The organism is Nocardia fusca NBRC 14340 (assembly GCF_001618425.1).
Lineage (GTDB): Bacteria > Actinomycetota > Actinomycetes > Mycobacteriales > Mycobacteriaceae > Nocardia > Nocardia fusca.
The window spans coordinates 1-14637 of the sequence record NZ_BDCU01000034.1 but is presented as its reverse complement, the minus strand read 5'-3'; the positions used below and the strand labels follow the sequence as shown (position 1 = coordinate 14637).

General features: G+C 68.4%; 13 protein-coding genes. 4 read left to right on the top strand and 9 right to left on the bottom strand.

The window, feature by feature from the left end:
- Positions 1-561: 561 nt before the first annotated feature.
- From NF4_RS22715 to NF4_RS22700, 3 genes are all read right to left on the bottom strand, one after another.
- The gene (locus NF4_RS22715; RefSeq protein WP_198165427.1) at positions 562-1728 is read right to left on the bottom strand and encodes an alpha/beta hydrolase; all 1167 of its coding nucleotides are present in this window, start codon (positions 1726-1728) and stop codon (positions 562-564) included.
- A 260-nt stretch (positions 1729-1988) separates the two neighbouring features.
- Positions 1989-3437: an MFS transporter gene (locus NF4_RS22710; RefSeq protein ID WP_063814672.1), complete on the bottom strand. Its 1449-nt coding sequence runs from the start codon at positions 3435-3437 to the stop codon at positions 1989-1991.
- 737 nt (positions 3438-4174) lie between these two features.
- Positions 4175-4399 carry a hypothetical protein gene (locus tag NF4_RS22700; RefSeq protein ID WP_063129403.1) on the bottom strand — a complete coding sequence of 75 codons (225 nt, stop codon included), beginning with the start codon at positions 4397-4399 and terminating at the stop codon, positions 4175-4177.
- Positions 4400-4801: 402 nt separating this feature from the next.
- Between NF4_RS22700 and NF4_RS22695 the strand changes: the two genes are divergently transcribed.
- Positions 4802-5599, top strand: a complete 798-nt coding sequence (locus tag NF4_RS22695; RefSeq protein ID WP_063129402.1) for an HAD family hydrolase — start codon at positions 4802-4804, stop codon at positions 5597-5599.
- A gap of 7 nt (positions 5600-5606) precedes the next feature.
- Here the strand turns inward: NF4_RS22695 and NF4_RS22690 are convergent, their stop codons facing one another.
- From NF4_RS22690 to NF4_RS40125, 6 genes are all read right to left on the bottom strand, one after another.
- Positions 5607-6356, bottom strand: a complete 750-nt coding sequence (locus tag NF4_RS22690) for a sirohydrochlorin chelatase (protein ID WP_063129401.1) — start codon at positions 6354-6356, stop codon at positions 5607-5609.
- Positions 6356-7684: a sulfate adenylyltransferase subunit 1 gene (locus NF4_RS22685; RefSeq protein WP_063129400.1), complete on the bottom strand. Its 1329-nt coding sequence runs from the start codon at positions 7682-7684 to the stop codon at positions 6356-6358. Before NF4_RS22685 ends, NF4_RS22690 begins: the two co-directional genes overlap by 1 nt.
- A 1-nt stretch (position 7685) precedes the next feature.
- The gene (gene cysD, locus NF4_RS22680; RefSeq protein ID WP_063129399.1) at positions 7686-8618 is read right to left on the bottom strand and encodes a sulfate adenylyltransferase subunit CysD; all 933 of its coding nucleotides are present in this window, start codon (positions 8616-8618) and stop codon (positions 7686-7688) included.
- The gene (locus tag NF4_RS22675; RefSeq protein ID WP_198165426.1) at positions 8615-9379 is read right to left on the bottom strand and encodes a phosphoadenylyl-sulfate reductase; all 765 of its coding nucleotides are present in this window, start codon (positions 9377-9379) and stop codon (positions 8615-8617) included. The genes cysD and NF4_RS22675 overlap by 4 nt, the downstream gene beginning before the upstream one ends.
- Complete coding sequence (locus NF4_RS22670; RefSeq protein WP_063129398.1) at positions 9376-11109, bottom strand: nitrite/sulfite reductase; 1734 nt, start codon at positions 11107-11109, stop codon at positions 9376-9378. The genes NF4_RS22675 and NF4_RS22670 overlap by 4 nt, the downstream gene beginning before the upstream one ends.
- 128 nt (positions 11110-11237) lie before the next feature.
- Positions 11238-11330 carry an Ms4527A family Cys-rich leader peptide gene (locus tag NF4_RS40125; RefSeq protein WP_357977950.1) on the bottom strand — a complete coding sequence of 31 codons (93 nt, stop codon included), beginning with the start codon at positions 11328-11330 and terminating at the stop codon, positions 11238-11240.
- 198 nt (positions 11331-11528) lie between these two features.
- Between NF4_RS40125 and NF4_RS22665 the strand changes: the two genes are divergently transcribed.
- From NF4_RS22665 to hrcA, 3 genes are all read left to right on the top strand, one after another.
- On the top strand, positions 11529-11957 hold the full coding sequence (locus tag NF4_RS22665; protein ID WP_063129397.1) for an SgcJ/EcaC family oxidoreductase: 429 nt from the start codon (positions 11529-11531) through the stop codon (positions 11955-11957).
- A gap of 72 nt (positions 11958-12029) precedes the next feature.
- The gene (gene hemW / locus NF4_RS22660) at positions 12030-13190 is read left to right on the top strand and encodes a radical SAM family heme chaperone HemW (RefSeq protein WP_063129406.1); all 1161 of its coding nucleotides are present in this window, start codon (positions 12030-12032) and stop codon (positions 13188-13190) included.
- Between the two features lie 218 nt (positions 13191-13408).
- Positions 13409-14440: a heat-inducible transcriptional repressor HrcA gene (gene hrcA, locus NF4_RS22655; RefSeq protein WP_030523162.1), complete on the top strand. Its 1032-nt coding sequence runs from the start codon at positions 13409-13411 to the stop codon at positions 14438-14440.
- The last annotated feature ends 197 nt before the right edge of the window (positions 14441-14637 follow it).

The window sequence follows — 14637 nt, the reverse complement described above, 5'->3', positions numbered from 1 at the left end:
CCGGTGCAGCCGGATCAGGTGACAACAGTGGAAGTGGATACGGGGCAGGGGCTCCGGGCGGATCCGGCGATTCGGACAGTGAGGGCTCCGGGTCCGGGGCCGACCACGGCGGAACCTCCTCCGGCCACTCGGGAGGGTCCGATTCCTCCGCCTCGGGCGGATCCGGTGACTCCGGCGGATTCGGCGGGTTCGGCGGCACGCACGGATTCGGCGGGGGTTCGGATTCCGGCACCTCCGCCGGTGGGTCGGAATCCTCCGGCGGTTCGCACAGCAGCGGGTCCGAGTCCAAGGGCTCGAATTCCGGTGGCGACGGGGGGTCCTCGCGCGGCGGAAACTCGCGCGGCGGGTCCTCCCGGGGCGGATCGCACCGCTGAGGCGCCGGGTCACGGCCCGACGATCTCGGGGGCGTCGGTGAGCAAATGCTCGATCCGGGCGGTGGCAGCGAGCTTCTTTCTCGGGTCTGCTGAGACCGAGATCCGCGGTGCGGGTGATCTGCTGGTACGTGCTCTCGCGCGGGAGGTGGCGGGGGACTCGGCGCGGTGACGCGGCCCGGCTGCGGGTTCATGGGCAGCCTGGTGCCGCTGTTTGGTTTTCGCCGCGGGAGTGGGGCAGGTAGGTGCCGAAGAAGGTGCTGAGTGTGTGGTGTTGGACGGCGAGGCTGTGGGTGGGATCTACTGCGCCGACGAAGGCTGCTGCGGTGTGTCCCAGTTGGGGGAGCAGGATTTGGTAGTCGGTGTAGCTGAAGTGTTCGCCGTCGGCCAGGTGGACTTGGCAGAGCGGGCCGCGGTGATGGCCGAGGAACTGTTGCCAGGAGGCGTCGGTGTCGAGACTGTGGTCGCCGGCGCCCATCAGCAGGAACGGCCGGTCCAGGCCTTCGCCGGCGGCCCGGCCGAAGTCGCGGGCGGATTGGGAGTAGGCCATACTGCCGTCGAGATCGGCGCCCGCGCTGATGCGGTGCTCGACGAGCATGGTCTCAGCGGTGGTGAATCCGCCACCGGAGTGACCGAACATGCCGACCCTGAAGAGATCGAGAGCTGTGTTCAGCCCGGCGGGTAGGGTCCGGCCGTCGGCGTCGCGGTGTGCACCGGCCGCCAGCAGTTCCAGCTGGTCCAGGACGAACCGGGTGTCCGCGATGCGGGTGGTGATCAGGCGTTTGGAGACTTCGATGGTGGGCGCCGGCAGGGCTTTGCGCGCGACGCGGCCGCCGGGGAATTCGACGGCTTCGGCTTCGTGGGTGTGGTCGACCGCCACGACGATGTAGCCGTCGCCGGCCAGTTGTTCCATTTGCGTGGTGCCGTGTGAGCGCGACAGGGTCGCCCCTGGCGAGTACAACAGGACCGGCCAGCGGCCGTCGGCCACGGGCGCGCCGAGGCCGGAGTGGGTGGGGAAGCGGTAGTCGAGCAGGTTCGGCTCGACGCCGAGTTTGCCGGCATCGGTTGCGGCTACGGCCGCGGCGACCGCGGCGGCCATGTACGGCGCTTTCGGCGCGGTGTTCGGCCGCGCCGGATAGCGCACGGTGATCATCAACTCCCGCACGCGGCCGGGTACCCACGGATCGTTCCGGCTCGGGTCGATCAGGTGCAGATCGGCGCTACCGACCGGATGCGAGCCGGTCGGTGCGGGTAGGCCGAAACGAACCGGCTCCGCGGACGCGGCGGCGGGTACACCGGCCGGCACCAAGGCGATCACGAGCGCGCTGACCCGGCGCAGCAGGGAAGTAGCGGTCACGCACGAGAACATAGAACCGGAATTGCTGCGCACACATCAGGGCAATCGCCTGTACCGACCCCGAGGTCCGGGTTGGGACCGCGGCGCCGACAGGGGGCTTTGTGAACACTGGTGAAGCTGCTATAGCTGACCGCGCCGTAGAACGTGCGGTGCCGTGCTCGGATTTCCAGTGGGTTGGCTGTGCCCTGTCAGGCGGATGAATGAGTGGTCCGGGCCCGGTTCTCCCTGGGAGTGGCCCGGACCGGCACGTCATGTGCGGCTCATCTGCTGTTTTCTGTTTCTCGGTAGGTGTTTTCGGGGGTCGGTTGGGGGGTTGGCGACTCCGGGGGCGAGGCCGTGGTGAGCTTGTTGACGCGCGATGCGGTCAGCACTCCGATGGCAGCGATGCCGGCGAACCCGTAGAGCAGGTAGCGGGCGGAGGTGGGAAGCGATGCGCCGCCGAGGTTGACCAGCAGGCCGGCGATCGCGGCGCCGAGCGCTGTGGACATCGTCAGCACTATGGCGACCGCGGCAGCTGCTTTCTGTCCTTCGTCGGGGTCGGTCACGCTGGTCATGGCGGCGACCGAGAGGTGCGGCATGGCGATACCGATTCCTGCTCCTGCGAGGACCAGGATCGGCAGCCAGGCGATGACCACCGGCAGTGGCGCGTCTTGGATCTGGAGCAGGCCCAGCACCGCGAACCCGCCGGCCATCAGCAGCGGTCCGGCTACCCGCAGACGACGGATCAACTGCTGTGACCGCGCCGAGGAGACGAGGATTTGACTGGCCGACCATCCGAACGAGAGCGCGGCACCGAGGAATCCGGCGGCGACCGGGACGAGTCCGCCCAGCCGCTGACCGAACAACGGCAGGAACGTTTCCACCGCGACACCGGATGCCAGCAGCATGATGCTCAGGTAGACCCACCGCAGCGGCGAGCGCCGCTGGTAGGTAGCGTGCGGCAGAATCCGGTGGTGCGCCAGGCGCTCCGATACAACGAACGCGACGAACGTCGCGACTACCGCGGCGAGCGCGGCCGTCATCAGAACCGGATTGTCCAGAATTCCGGCCACACTCACACCGGCAGCGGCCAGGAGCATCAACAGCAGCGACGCCACCGGGACCGGTTGCGCAGCTCGACGCTCGCCGGCCGGCAGGGCCCGGGGCACCAGCGCCGCGATCAACGCCGCCACGGCAGCCAACACCACGAACGCCGCCCGCCACGAACCGAACTGAGCGAACAACCCGCCCAGCGCCGGGCCCACGAAGTTTCCGATACCGAACATCGCGGAGATCACCGCGCTTCCAAGCACCCACAATGGTCGCGGCAGCGCGGAATGGATCAGCGCGAACCCCAGGCCTGTCAGCAATCCGGCGCCCAGGCCTTGGATTCCGCGTCCTATGAGCAGCACCACCATTGCCGGGCTCGCCGCACACAGCAGTGAGCCCACCGCGAACACGGCGAAACCGATCACATACGAGGCAATAGCACCGCGTACCGATAGCAGCCGGGCCACCGACAGTGTCGCGACCACCTGGGCCACCAGAAAAGCCGTCGCGGTCCACGCATACAACCGCTCCCCGCCGATTTCTTCCACCGCGGTCGGCAACAGGCTCGCCGCCAGATAGATGTTCACCGCACCGACGAGCACACCGCCGGCCAGTACGACCACAGTTCGCCAATGTTCGGCCATCTCCCGCCATGAACCCAGATCACGCTGGCTGTCCATGCACAGTCCTCCTTGGTTGTCGACATAGTGCGCAGGCATCATGCCGGTCCCCAGAGCACCGGTAAACGGACAAAATGGACGTGAAATGCGTCACACTTCATGGATGCACCCGAGCGGGCTCGCGTCATTGAAGAAGAGCGCGCTGGCACTGATCGAAAATCTCTACATCCGTCCGGCCGAGCTCGCCCGCATGCAAAACCGACGGAGCGACCCAAAGGCGCCTGACGAGTCGAAGCCGTCGGGCAGTTGCCGCATCCTCGGCCACGGGGTGGAGGTAGGCGATCGGGTCTTCTGCTGCGCTCACTGCGCCGGCCGGGCCGGGCATACCGCACCGGTCGACCGCGCGTAATCCGCCGATGCCCGGGTTCTTCCTGGAATGGCGAGTTCGCCTGCGTGCCTCGATAGGTCAGCCGCCGCCCGGTCCAGGTTATTCGTCGTGGCAGTAGGCGGCGCTGCGATAGGACAGCCGTTCGATAAACGATTGGGCCCAGGCCCGTAACTCGGATTCCTCGGCCGCGGCGGTCATCCGGCGAGGTTGTGGCGCCCGATCGAGGTGACCACCGAGGGGAAGACTGAACCCCGGAAGGCGGGAAAGCTTTCCGGGGCTCAGCGGCCTGGCGACCAGTCGCCTGAGGCTGCGCAGATTTGGGTGGTGCCCTACGTTGCTCCCGCGAAGTGGACGTGCTGGCGTCCCGGCGCCGAGATCGTCCGCGGAGGTTCGTACGGGGGTAGTGCTGTTACAGGGGGCCGCCGGCGTCGGTGCTGGACCCCGTCTGCAGCAGCTGCAGTATCTGCGCCAGCTGGTCCGCAGATCCGGTGGCAGCTCCGGTCCCCGGGTCGGTAGCAACCGGTGCCGCGGGGGTCAACTGCACCGGCGCCGCGGACGCGGTCCCGGCCGCTATGCCCACGCCGGCCGCGGCGATGGAAACGGCCGCGACGACGGTGTTGATTCTGGATCTCACAGTGTTCCTATCATCGGTGTCCCATGTCGGGACTGATCGTTACACCCCCATATGCTCGGCGGACGCAATTGCGTTACAGCGTGTTTCAGATTATGTCGATCGCTGCGTGATCGATCGCCCCCAATTCCTGGGTCGCTCGGCTCCTCCCGCGCGAGGGTGGATCAACGGACCGGCCGCGTCCGAATTCGGTGACAACAGCTGGAAGAACGACAAACCCAAGTCGCCGTACAAGGTCAGCTGAAGCGGCCCGATCCGACACAACCGGCCCCGTGGATCGGGTCGGGTGGTGTCAATCGCTGGGGTCGTTAGTTGTAGAGAGTGACGACGACAGTCGTGCCACCCTCCGAGCCGTACCGGAAAACTCGGTGCGGTCCGGCGTCGAAGCACGGCACAATCGATGAGGTGGACATTGACGGGGGCCCACCGCGGCTGATCGCGCTCGATGTGGACGGGACACTGCTGAAAACCGGTGCCCGGGTGAGCGCCCGGGTGACCGCGGCCGTGCGCGGGGCGGTCGCGTCCGGCGCGCACGTCGTGGTGAGCACCGGCCGTACGGTGATCTCGACCCGGCCGGTGCTCGACGAACTCGGCCTCGTCCAGGGTCACGCCATCTGCTCCAACGGCGCCGTCCACATCGATATCGAGCAGGCCGTCCCGGTGTCGGTGCACCATTTCGACCCCGCCCCCGCGGTCACCGCGCTGCGCCGGCTGTTCCCGGGCATGATCTTCACCGCCGAACGGGTCGGCGAGGGATTCTGGGCCACCGGACTGAGTCCCGGCGAGTACTACGCCGGCGGTGACTACGTGGTGGTCGACGACCTCACCCTGGGCAGCGAACCCACGCCGCGCCTGAACTGCTGGTGGCCCGAGGGCGCCCCGGAGGAGATGCACCGGCTGCTGGAGGGGCTGGCATTACCGGAGATCAGCTGGGTCTACGGCGAATTCGGTCCCTGGCTCACCATTTCCCGGCACGGGATCTCCAAGGGGTGGGCGCTGGAACATCTGCGCCGCCTGCTCGACATCCCGCGCGAGGCCACCCTGGCCATCGGGGACGGTTTCAACGACCGCGAGATGTTCGCCTGGGCAGGGCATTCGGTGGCGATGGCGAACGCGCCGGTCGAACTCCACGGCCTGGTCGACGAGGTCACCGATGATGTCGCGGCCGACGGTGTCGCGGCGGTACTCGAGCGCTGGTTCTGAGCTCCGCTCAGGCCGACAGCGGTAGTGCGCGGGCGAGTGCGGCGTCGTAACGGTTCCAGACGATCTCGGCGAGCGCCGGATCCGGGCCGAGAACCTCGGCATGTGGAAGCAGCGGATCCTGGTCGCGCAGCCGGTCGGTGAGCAGGCCGGGCGCCAGGAACCAGGGAGCGACGAGCACACGGTCGGCGCCGCGGGCCCGGAGCCGTGCCGCCGCCTGCCCGAGCGTGGGTTCCGCGGTGGCGAAACATACTTCGGTGAGATGGCCGGTCCGGTCCGCGAAACGGCGGGCCAGCCGGGCGGTCCGGCGGTTCGCCGCCGCCGCGGACGAGCCGACCGCGGCCAGGGCGATACCGAGCCGCGCGGGCGGGCCGTCCCAGCCGTGCCGCTCGCGCACCGCCCGCACCCGCTCGTACAACACCTCGATCAGCCTCGGGTCGGCGCCGAATACTTCGGCCTGGGTGAGCCGCAACCGCGGGTTGCGGGCGGCGGCCCCGGCCAACAGCGCGGGCAGGTCCACGCGGGCGTGGAAGGCGCTGCCCAGCAGTAACGGGACCACCACCGCGTCGGTTTCGCCGGTGGCCGCGACCGAGTCGAGTACCTGCCCGACCGAGGGCGCGTTCAGGTCGAGGAAGGCGAGGTGGGCCGGAGTCCCGGGGCGCGCGGTCCGCACCCGGTCCAGGAGCGCGGCGACGGTGGCGGCCGACCGGGGATCCCGGCTGCCGTGCGCCACCGCCACCATCGTGGGACTGCCCGGCATCAGGCCTCGGTTCCGACCTCGACCGCGGTGAGCACATCCCCGACCAGGCCTGCCGCCAGCGTGTTCCCGCCCGTCGGGTCGATGAGCAGGAAACTGCCGGTGTGCCGGTTGGTCCGGTAGTCGTCGGCCGCGATCGCCTCCGCGACCCGCACCGAGATTCGGCCGATATCGTTGAGTGCCAGCGTTTCCGGGTTCGGTTCGGCGGCCAGGCGCTGCTCGTCGAAACGTTCGGTGAGCGCGCCCACGATCGCCTGCGTGGTGCGGGTGCCGTGCTTGAGCAGCAGCCGGGCGCCAGGGCGCAGCGGTTTGTCACCGAGCCAGCACACGGTGGCGTCGAAGGTGTCGACGGGTTCCGGCGCGTCGCCGGGTGAGGCGATGGTGTCACCGCGCGAGATATCGACCTCGTCGGTCAGCACCAGCGTGACACTGCGGCCGGCCTGCGCGACGGCCAGTTCGCCGTCGGGGGTGTCGATCCGTTCGACGGTCGTGCGGATACCGGACGGCAGCACCACCACCTCGTCGCCGGGGGCCACCGAGCCCGCCGCGATCTGTCCGGCGTAACCGCGGTAGTCCGGGTATTCCGGCGTGCGCGGGCGGATGACGTACTGGACCGGGAAGCGCAGCCCCACCGCGTGTTCGCCGGTGTTGTCCGCGTCCACCGGTACCGATTCGAGATGTTCGATCAGCGACGGGCCGCTGTAGTACGGGGTTTTGTCGGAACGGGCGGCGATATTGTCGCCGTGCAGCGCCGACACCGGGATCTCGAGGACATCCTCGTCCGACCAGCCGAGGGTGCGGGTGAGGTGGGAGAACTCCGCGGAGATCTCCGCGAAGACCTTGGCGGCCGCGGCCTGCCGGCCCTGTTCGCTGGGCTCGTCCCCGCCGATGAGGTCGATCTTGTTCACCGCCAGCACCAGCTTGGGCACACCCAGCAGCGCCAGGACCGCCGCATGCCGCCGGGTCTGCTCGATCACGCCCTTGCGTGCGTCCACCAGCAGGATCACCAGCTGGGCGGTCGACGCGCCGGACACGGTGTTGCGGGTGTACTGCACATGACCGGGGGTGTCGGCCAGCACGAACGACCGCTGCGGGGTCGCGAAGTACCGGTAGGCGACATCGATGGTGATGCCCTGCTCACGTTCGGCTCGCAGACCGTCCACCAGCAGCGACAGGTCCGGGGTGGACAGGCCCTTGTCCACCGACGCCCGGGTCACCGCGTCGATCTGGTCGGCGAGTACGGATTTGGTGTCGTAGAGCAGGCGTCCGACCAGGGTGGACTTGCCGTCGTCGACAGAACCGGCGGTGGCCAGCCTCAGTAGGTCGGACATATCAGAAGTAACCCTCTCGTTTGCGGTCTTCCATGGCGGCTTCGGAGACCCGGTCGTCGCCACGGGTCGCGCCGCGTTCGGTCAGCCGGGAGGCGGCGACCTCGGCCAGGATGGCCTCGTTGTCGGCGGCGTCGGACAGGATGGCCCCGGTGGTGGAACCGTCACCGACGGTGCGGTACCGCACCGAACGGGTCTCGAGCGTCTCGCCGTCGCGCGGACCACCCCAGACACCGGGGGTCATCCACATTCCGTCGCGCTGGTACACCGGCCGCTGGTGCGCGTAGTAGATGGTGGCCAGTTCCACGTTCTCGCGGGCGATGTAGCGCCAGATGTCCAGTTCGGTCCAGTTCGACAGCGGGAACACCCGGACGTGTTCGCCCGGCGCGTGCCGGCCGTTGTACAGGTTCCACAGTTCGGGTCGCTGCCGTTTCGGATCCCACTGGCCGAACGCGTTGCGCAGCGAGAAGATCCGCTCCTTGGCGCGGGATCGTTCCTCGTCGCGGCGACCGCCGCCGAAGACCGCGTCGAAACGGTTTTCGGCGATGGCGTCCAGCAGCGGCACGGTCTGCAACGGGTTGCGGATACCGTCGGGGCGTTCGGTGAGCCGGCCGTCGGCGAGATAGTCCTCCACGCTCGCCACGTGCAGGCGCAGACCGTACTTCTCGACCACATGGTCGCGGAACTCGAGCACCTCGGGCAGGTTGTGCCCGGTGTCCACGTGCAGCAGCGCGAACGGCAGCGGCGCCGGCCAGAAGGCCTTCAACGCCAGATGCAGCAGAACGGTGGAGTCCTTACCGCCGGAGAACAGGATCACCGGGCGTTCGAATTCGCCCGCGACCTCGCGGAAGATATGGATGGCTTCCGATTCCAGCGCGGCCAGGGTGTCGAAATCCGAGAGTCCGACGGAGCGTTCGGTGGTGATGGCTTCGGTCATGAGGCGTGTAACCCGCATTCAGTCTTGGCGAGGCCGGCCCAGCGGCCGCTTCGCGGATCGGAACCCGGCTCCGGCTTCCGCGTGCACGGAGCGCAGCCGATGGACGGATACCCCTCCTCCACCAGGGGATTGACGAGAATCGAATGCTTTTCGATATAGGCCTGCATCTCCTCGTCGGACCAGGGCGCGATCGGGTTGATCTTCACCAGCCCGAAGCCCTCGTCGAAGGAGATGAGCGGGGCGTTGGCACGGGTGGGCGCCTCCACCCGGCGGATACCGGTGACCCACGCGTTGTAGGGCGCCAGCGAATTGCGCAGCGGCACCACCTTGCGCAGCCGGCAGCATTCGTTGGCGTCGCGGGCGAACAGATCCTTGCCCAGCAGCGCGTCCTGTTCGGCGACCGTCTGTTCGGGGCGGGCGTTGACCACGTTCACCCCGTACACCGCCTCCACGGCGTCCCGGGTGCCGATGGTCTCGGCGAAGTGGTAGCCGGTGTCCAGGAACAGGACGTCCACCCCGGGCCGGACCTGGGCGGCCAGCTGCACCAGCACCCCGTCCTGCATATTCGAGGCGACGATATAGCCGCTGCCGAAGTTCTCGTCGGTCCAGCGCAGCAGCTCGTCGGCCGTGGCATCCGGGCCGAGTTCGGCGGCACCGCGCTCGGCCAGCGCCCGGAGTTCATCGGCGCTCAGTTTGGTGGGCAGCTGTTTCTGCTCGGTGGTCACAGTGGGTTCTCCCGTCACAACGCTCGCGGGTTTCATCGCAGATCGGCTTCCTCGGCGCGAACGGCCCACTGCGCGAACCGTTCTCCGCCTTCGCGGTGCTTGACGAAGTTGCGGACCACGCGCTCGATGTAGTCACCGAGTTCGGCGCTGGTCACCTTGTGCTGGCGCAGTTTGCGTCCGAAGGCGCTGTCCAGGCCGAGGCTGCCACCCAGATGAACCTGGAAGCCCTCCACCTGATTCCCGGCCCCGTCGTCGACCAGCTGGCCCTTGAAACCGATATCGGCGATCTGCGACCGGCCGCAGGAGTTCGGGCAGCCGTTGATATTGATGGTGATCGGGACGTCGAGTTCGGCGTTGATATCGGCCAGCCGCTGTTCCAGCTCCGGCGCCAGCACCTGGGAGCGTTTGCGGGTCTCGACGAAGGACAGCTTGCAGAATTCGATCCCGCTGCAGGCCAGCAGATTGCGCCGCCAGGCCGAGGGACGCGCCTGCAAGCCCAGCGGTTCCAGCTCGGCGATCAGCTGATCGACCTTGTCGTCGGCCACATCGAGCACGATGAGCTTCTGGTACGGCGTGAACCGGATCCGGTCCGACCCGGCGCGCTCGACCGCCTCGGCGACCGCGGTGAGGACGCTGCCCGAGACCCGGCCCGCGATGGGGGAGAAGCCGACCGCGTTGAGTCCGTTGCGCAGCCGCTGCACGCCGACATGGTCGATGGGGCGGCTGGGCCGCTCCGGCGCCGGGCCGTCGATCAGCTTGCGCTTCAGGTACTCGTCCTCGAGCACCTGACGGAACTTCTCGATACCCCAGTCCTTGATCAGGAACTTCAGTCGTGCCTTGGTGCGCAGCCGGCGATACCCGTAGTCGCGGAAGAGCGAGACGACCGCCTCCCAGACCTCGGGCACCTCGTCCAGCGGTACCCAGGCGCCCACCCGCTGGGCCAGCATCGGGTTGGTGGACAGTCCGCCACCGACCCAGAGGTCCAGACCGGGACCGTGCTCGGGATGCTCGACGCCGATGAACGCGACGTCGTTGATCTCGTGCACCACGTCCTGCTGACCGGAGATGGCGGTTTTGAACTTGCGCGGCAGGTTGGAGTATTCCTTCTTGCCGATGTAGCGGCGCACGATCTCCTCGACCGCGGGCGTGGTGTCGAGAACCTCGTTCAGCGATTCCCCGGCCAGCGGTGAGCCGAGTACCACGCGCGGGCAGTCGCCGCAGGCCTCGGTGGTCTGCAGGCCCACACTCTCGATCCGCCGCCAGATCTCCGGGACGTTCTCGATCTCGATCCAGTGGTACTGGAGGTTCTCACGGTCGGAGAGGTCGGCGGTATCGCGCGCGAACTCGGTGGAGATACCGCCGAGGGTGCGCAGCTGCGCGACGTTCAGTGCGCCACCGTCGCAGCGGATCCGCATCATGAAGTACTTGGCTTCGATCAGGTCGATGTTCTCGTCGCCGGTCCAGGTGCCGTCATAACCCTGCTCACGCTGGGTGTAGAGACCCCACCAGCGGAAACGGCCGCGCAGATCGCCCTTGTCGATACTGTCGAAACCGTTCTTCGAGTAGATGTTCTCGATCCGGGTGCGGACATTGAGCGGGTTGTCGTCCTTCTTGGACTGCTCGTTGGGATTGAGCGGTTCGCGATAACCGAGCGCCCACTGGCCCTCGGCGCGGCGGCGCACCGGTTTGCCGGTACGGGCGCGCGTGGGCCGCTGGGCGGGGGCCTCGGGCTTCGCGGTGGGATCGGCGTCGGTGCTCGACGTCATGAAGTGGCTCCTGCTTGTGGTCGTACATCCGGGCTGAAGGCGCGAGGGACTCCGCTCGCGCCCGCGGTGTCAGCGGGCCGAAATCCTCGAAGGGGAATCGCCGGAAATCCGGGGAGGGCGCAGCTGAGCTACCGGGCGGAACCGGGCAGACAACAGGCGCTGCAGACGCGCTTGAAGTCGACGTGGCGACGTGCCACGAGTCGTACTCCGGATGCGCGCATGCGACCTATTGTGCCATGCCGGAGCCCGCGTTCCGATGGCCCTACCAGTATTTCCCGCGAACAAGCGGGAAATTCCCAGGTTCCGCGAGTCTATTTGTGACGGCCGTCATATTTTCTGTGGTGGGGGTACCCGGGGAGGCGTCCCACGGGCCGGGCGGAGTTGACCTCGAGTTCGCTCGAGGTTGCAGGCTTCGGGTCATGACGATCGACACCGCGCATACCGGCCACCATCCCACCGATACCGACTCCGAGATCGCCGCCCTCCACGCCGTGGTCGCCGCCGTGGCGCGCGCCCAGCGCGACGAGGACGTCGAGGGCTTCACCCGGCTCTTCCGCGACGACGCGATCTGGACCACCGGCCACGGCAAACGCCTCTACGGGCGGGCGGCCGTCGCCGAGTTCACCGCCCGGGTCCTGCCCGGAGCGACCGCGCACGGCCACGCCACCTATGAAGTCGAACACATCCTGTTCCTGCGGCCCGACGTGGCCGCGGTGAAGGTGCGGCAGCGCTACTTCACCACCGCGGGCGAACTCGACAGCGAAGGCACACCCATGTACGTCATGACCAAGGAAGACGGCCGCTGGCTTCTCACCGCGAACCAGAACACCCCGATCGTCGCGGACTGATCCGCGCCCGGTCACACTGGAGGGGTGAGTCCCGCCGCCACCACCGCATCGCACACCGCCGCCTCCGCTCCGGTGCTGCGCGATTTCGGTGGCGGCCCCTTCGGGATCTACGTGCACGTACCGTTCTGCGCGACCCGCTGCGGATACTGCGATTTCAACACTTACACCGCCGGTGAACTGGGCGCTTCGGCGTCCACGCAGTCCTGGTCGGAGGCGCTGCGCGCGGAACTGGCGACCGCAGCCCGGGAATTCGCCGCGCTGCCCACCACGACGCCCCCGGTGGCGACGGTCTTCGTGGGCGGCGGCACCCCCTCGCTCCTCGGTGGCGACGGCCTCGCGGCCGTGCTCGACGCGATCCGGTCGGAATTCGACCTCGCCCCGGACGCCGAGGTCACCACCGAATCGAATCCGGAATCGACCTCGCCGGAATTCTTCGACAAGATCCGGGCGGCCGGGTTCACCCGTATCTCACTCGGGATGCAATCGGCGGCCCCGCATGTGCTGGCCGTGCTCGACCGCACCCATACGCCCGGCCGGGCGGTCGCCGCCGCCCGGGAGGCACGAGCGGCCGGATTCGACCACGTGAACCTCGACCTCATCTACGGCACCCCGGGCGAACGCGACACCGACCTGGACGCCAGCCTGGACGCGGTGCTGGATGCCGGGGTCGACCACGTATCGGCGTATTCGCTCATCGTCGAGGACGGGACCGCGCTGGCCCGCCGGGTGCGCCGCGGCGAGCTGCCCGCACCCGACGAGGATGTGCTGGCCGCCCGCTACGAGCGGATCGACGCGCGACTCGAAGCCGCCGGCCTCACCTGGTATGAGGTCTCGAACTGGTCTTCCGGCGGCGCCGCACGCTGCCGGCACAACCTCGGTTACTGGGACGGCGGCGACTGGCTCGGCGCCGGACCGGGCGCACACAGCCACCTCGGCGGAGTGCGCTGGTGGAATGTGAAGCATCCGGCCCGCTACGCCGACCGCGTCGCCCACGGTGGTCTGCCCGCCGCCGACTGGGAAGACCTCACCGCCGCCGATCGGTACCTCGAGCGCGTCATGCTCGCCCTGCGCCTGCGCACCGGGCTGCCGCTGGCCGATCTCGACGCGGACGGAAACGCCGCCGCCCGGCGCATCGCAGGCGACGGGCTGGTCACGATCGTGGATGACCGGCTGATCCTCACCGACCGCGGGCGGTTGCTGGCCGACGGGGTGGTCCGGGATCTGATCGGCTGACCACGGGCGCCGGTCCGGACAGACAATCGATCGGGCGGTCGGCTGTGTATTTTGTTCGAGCGGCCACGACGCAGACTGCGTCCGGTGACGAGTACCGGGTGAATCCGTCGGGCGCAATTACACTGGGTGACGAACCCAGCGGTATGTGAGCCGGGTTCACAGGTAGCGGTGCGCCGGGCGACCACCTCGACGCGCAGCGGAGCTAGGAGGTGGGGTCGATGTCGAGCACCGAGGATCGGCGCTTCGAGGTCCTGCGAGCGATCGTCGCCGACTATGTCTCCACCAAGGAGCCTATCGGCTCGAAAACCCTGGTCGAACGGCACAATCTGGGCGTTTCCAGCGCGACGGTGCGCAACGATATGGCGGTCCTGGAAGCCGAGGGTTACATCACCCAGCCCCATACGAGTTCCGGCCGCATCCCCACCGACAAGGGTTACCGCCAGTTCGTGGACCGGATCGCCGAGGTCAAGCCGCTGTCGGTGGCCGAACGCAAGGCGATCATGCAGTTCCTCGAATCGGGGGTCGACCTCGACGATGTCCTGCGCCGCGGCGTACGCCTGCTCGCTCAGCTGACCCGCCAGGTCGCGGTCGTCCAGTACCCCACGGTGTCCGCGTCGACCGTGCGCCACCTGGAAGTGGTGGCCCTCAATCCCGCGCGATTGCTGCTGGTGGTGATCACCGACACCGGCCGGGTCGACCAGCGCATAGTGGAACTCGGCACCGTCGTCGACGACGAGGATCTCGCCGCGCTGCGCGGCATGCTGGGTGCGGCCATGGACGGCAAACGTCTCGCCGCGGCCTCCGCCGCCGTCGCCGAACTGCCCGAGCAGGCGCCGCCCAAACTTCGTGATGTGCTGATCAAGGTTTCGACGGTGATGGTCGAGACCCTGGTCGAACACCCCGAGGAACGCCTGGTCCTGGGCGGCACCGCCAACCTCACCCGCAATGCCGGCGACTTCGGTATCCACGGCTCCCTCCGTACCGTGCTCGAGGCGCTGGAGGAGCAGGTCGTGGTCCTGAAACTACTGGCCGCCGCCCAGCAGCCGGGCATGGTGACGGTGCGGATCGGCGAGGAGACCCAGGTCGAGGAGATGCGCGGCACATCCGTCGTCACCACCGGCTACGGCGCCGCGGGCGCGGTCCTCGGCGGGATGGGAGTCCTGGGCCCGACCCGGATGGACTACCCGGGCACCATCGCCTCGGTAGCGGCGGTTGCCCGCTACATCGGTGAGGTTCTCGCGGAACGGTGAAACTTCAACCCCCTCCGGCGGGACGGATGGGGGGCCTTCGAGACCCCGTTCTCGTACGGGGAGCTCCGAAGCCGGGCGGCCGCGACTGTGGGTGCCGACCGTCCGGAAGCGTCGGTTCGGTCGTACCGGTCTGCGAAGGTGCTGTGTTTATTTTGCGGCGCCTTCGGCGCCGTGGGGTCGAGGCCCCCTCGGTCCCG

Coding starts and splice junctions, on each gene's coding strand:
- NF4_RS22710 (WP_063814672.1), bottom strand. CDS start 3,437: ATGGACAGCCAGCGTGATCTGGGTTCATGGCGGGAGATGGCCGAACAT.
- NF4_RS22690 (WP_063129401.1), bottom strand. CDS start 6,356: ATGCCGGGCAGTCCCACGATGGTGGCGGTGGCGCACGGCAGCCGGGAT.
- NF4_RS22685 (WP_063129400.1), bottom strand. CDS start 7,684: ATGTCCGACCTACTGAGGCTGGCCACCGCCGGTTCTGTCGACGACGGC.
- cysD (WP_063129399.1), bottom strand. CDS start 8,618: ATGACCGAAGCCATCACCACCGAACGCTCCGTCGGACTCTCGGATTTC.
- NF4_RS22675 (WP_198165426.1), bottom strand. CDS start 9,379: ATGAAACCCGCGAGCGTTGTGACGGGAGAACCCACTGTGACCACCGAG.
- NF4_RS22670 (WP_063129398.1), bottom strand. CDS start 11,109: ATGACGTCGAGCACCGACGCCGATCCCACCGCGAAGCCCGAGGCCCCC.
- NF4_RS40125 (WP_357977950.1), bottom strand. CDS start 11,330: ATGCGCGCATCCGGAGTACGACTCGTGGCACGTCGCCACGTCGACTTC.
- NF4_RS22665 (WP_063129397.1), top strand. CDS start 11,529: ATGACGATCGACACCGCGCATACCGGCCACCATCCCACCGATACCGAC.
- hrcA (WP_030523162.1), top strand. CDS start 13,409: ATGTCGAGCACCGAGGATCGGCGCTTCGAGGTCCTGCGAGCGATCGTC.